The organism is Acaricomes phytoseiuli DSM 14247 (genome assembly GCF_000376245.1).
Taxonomy (GTDB): Bacteria; Actinomycetota; Actinomycetes; order Actinomycetales; family Micrococcaceae; genus Renibacterium; species Renibacterium phytoseiuli.
Map to the genome: position 1 here is coordinate 1 of NZ_AQXM01000013.1, position 2862 is coordinate 2862.

Here is a 2862-nt window from a genome sequence, read left to right on the forward strand (position 1 = left end):
TCACTCCCGTAGAGTTTGAGACGATCTACACGGACGCGAAAGCGGCCTGATCACCCCAAACCCCAACTGTCAACCAAACCCGGGGCAGACCCTGACACAATAAAACCCGTTTTTCTGTAGCGACCCCAAGAAGCACTCCTCATCGGACGATAAGCGACGCGGGAAACACGACATTTACCGGCGCAAGTCACAGCGTACCCTGTCTTGTTTAGTTAAAGCTTTTCCAGCTATTGAACCTTTTACACCATCGAAACATTTATGAGGTCGACCTCTGTTTTGATGTGCAGGGGTCGACCTCATGAATGTAAAGATTTTATAGCTAAAGGTTCAATAGCTATTAGTGCAGTTTTTATTCTTTAAATAAATTGCGATTAATTTTTGTCAAATGGTGAATTTAAAGGATTTTAAATTTTGGGAATTTCCCATGTTTACGCGTGTGCCTTCATAGTTTTTGTAGCTCCAGTATCCTCCTGCTTTGTTTGAGTACCATTGAAGGGTGTAGTTTCCCTTCTCTAGTTTCACGTGCGTCTTGGAGTCGCTATCACAGGTGAAACGGCTTTTACTGTTACCCTGGGAGACGCTACGGCCGGTACTTTCGTATACAACACGACCATCAGCTGAGAGAATTTGGCAGAACATGCCTGCCTCAACTTGCTTGCCCTGAGTACCAGGCTCCCGGTACCAGGCACTTCCCCAGTAATACCAGTACTCGTTATCCAGCACTGGTACCGCGTAAAGATCTCCAGTATGTTTATCTTTACTTACTTCGATGCAAGCTTTCGTGTCCATGCTACTCCAGCCATCCTGGGATCGATAGTCCCAAGACTGTGTGCAAGTTTGATTCTGGAAACTTGTCTCTGGTTTTACCTGATCAACGACTGGCATGATCTGAACATACGACCAAAAATCTTTCGACCACCAGAGAACATCTGGCATAGAATTTGTTAGTTTACCTAGATCGGTACCATGGCTTCCGTGCCCGAGATCAGTAGAACTTATAGTCATATCTATGTGGTCTGGAATTCCTGTATTAGTGGAATAGGATTGATCCCACTGTTCTCCAGTTTTTGTATTCCCTATGACTATACGCACAACATATTCACTAAAAAACCCGTTATTCACGCATCCAAACCCCATAGCATCAGACTCAATAGAATCATCTGGAGTATTCTTATGAGTAGGGCTATATCCACACATTTGAGGGTAGTTGAAGTTATGGTCTACTCCATTTTCTCTAACTCTGTCGTTCTTCACCTCAAAAGGAACTTTAATGTTTTTTTCACCAGATATCCTTCTATCGGGACTCTTTTGGTGCACGGCCTCAAGTTCGCCTTGACTCGTCTCTATATCAACAGGACGGGTAAGAGCATCAGTGAATCCACTAGAACATTCCGCGTTGAAACCATTATCTTCTCCGCCCCCTGCCCTAAGTCCAGAGGCATGGGGGCCACTGTAAGAGTAGCCTCCACCCCATTGAATATTTGTGCCGTATAAAGAAAGAACAATCCGGCGTTCTTGGCTTCTAGGGCAGTATACGTTTCGCAGCGTGGTCACATTAACATTAGAGCTACGTACCGAATTGGGATTAAAGTCTGCGTTTCTTATGACTCGATGAACTTGTTGTCCGTGAATAGTTTCTTCCACCGGGCTTACACGTTGGAAGCGCTCACCTTGTGACCGCGGGGATATTGTATACGCTTGCGCGTTTCTAATATGTCGAGAGTCAATACCACCTAGGAAAAGAATCTCTTGCTGGGCCATATAAGGACGATAGCGAGTGTTTCCGAGAGTGCGACGGGCATCAACGCCTCCTGGAGCAAAAATCTCATACCGATACCATGTTTCTGGTTCTCTCGGTTCGGCAATAATAGGACGCCAATTAGGATCCATAGTCGTACTAATCCACCCACTAGGACGACGTCCTTGATCGCCTGGTAGGCCAGAGAAAACATAAAAATCTACATTATAATACTCATTGTGGTTCTGTTCAGGTAGCCGGGCTCGTGGTTGAAATCCTTCACGCATAACCTGAGCCGGGGGGCGCCTATCCCACCGATATACGTGGCTGCGAGTATCAGTGTCCCCAGCTCCATCCCGAACCGCTAAGCCATGCCCACTCCACTCTCTTCTAGACCCGCCTTCTTCTCTATAACCGATCTGATTCGCAGCAACAGCTGCAGTCCATTGCGTCCGGCGATTATTGTCGGTTTCAGCTGTCTCTTCGCCAGAGGTACTTGCTAAAAACCGAGAATTATAGGCTGGAGTCTGAGTAACTGGGTAAGGATCATCGTTCGGGTAACGGGCATCGTCGTCCACTGCGAAGGCAGGAGAAGGAACAATCAAGCCCGTAATCATTATGGTCATGGTGGAAAGAACAGCCAATACGCGGGATAACCATAATCGATTACCCCGTCGACTCGAAGACACCTCTTGGCGCCTTCGAGAAGAATAATTCCTCTTCATTTAAATAATCCTTACTGTCGCAGTGCCCTTGAAAAACTGACACTTCAAGAAATTCAAATAGTGAATATAATTCACACATTACAGAATTGATAGTACTACAATTAATATAACCTGACTTCAACTGGACGCGCTGGTCGGTGTTGGGGTGCAGGAGCGGGATGTGTTCTCTGATGTCACCTCCGGGGCTAAAGAGGCTAGGCATCGTCCTGGTATGAGACGTCTGATTGATTATTTCCGGGAGGGGGATACGGTGGTGGTGTGGCGGATCGACCGGCTTGGTCGCTCTTTGCTGGATGTTTTAGCTAGGGTCTGTCCCGGGTTTGGTTGACAGTTGGGGTTTGGGGTGATCAGGCCGCTTTCGCGTCCGTGTAGATCGTCTCAAACTCTACGGGAGTGAGT

The 2862-nt window shown here is 46.9% G+C and carries 1 protein-coding gene and 1 pseudogene; one reads left to right on the forward strand and one right to left on the reverse strand.

Going from position 1 to position 2862, the window contains the following annotated elements; genetic code table 11:
* Positions 1 to 381: 381 nt before the first annotated feature.
* The gene (locus C501_RS14080) at positions 382 to 2463 is read right to left on the reverse strand and encodes a scabin-related ADP-ribosyltransferase (protein ID WP_406566385.1); all 2082 of its coding nucleotides are present in this window, start codon (positions 2461 to 2463) and stop codon (positions 382 to 384) included.
* 121 nt (positions 2464 to 2584) lie between these two features.
* Here C501_RS14080 and C501_RS13730 point away from each other — a divergent pair.
* Positions 2585 to 2773, forward strand: a pseudogene (locus C501_RS13730) (recombinase family protein); the annotation flags it as partial.
* Positions 2774 to 2862 lie beyond the last annotated feature (89 nt).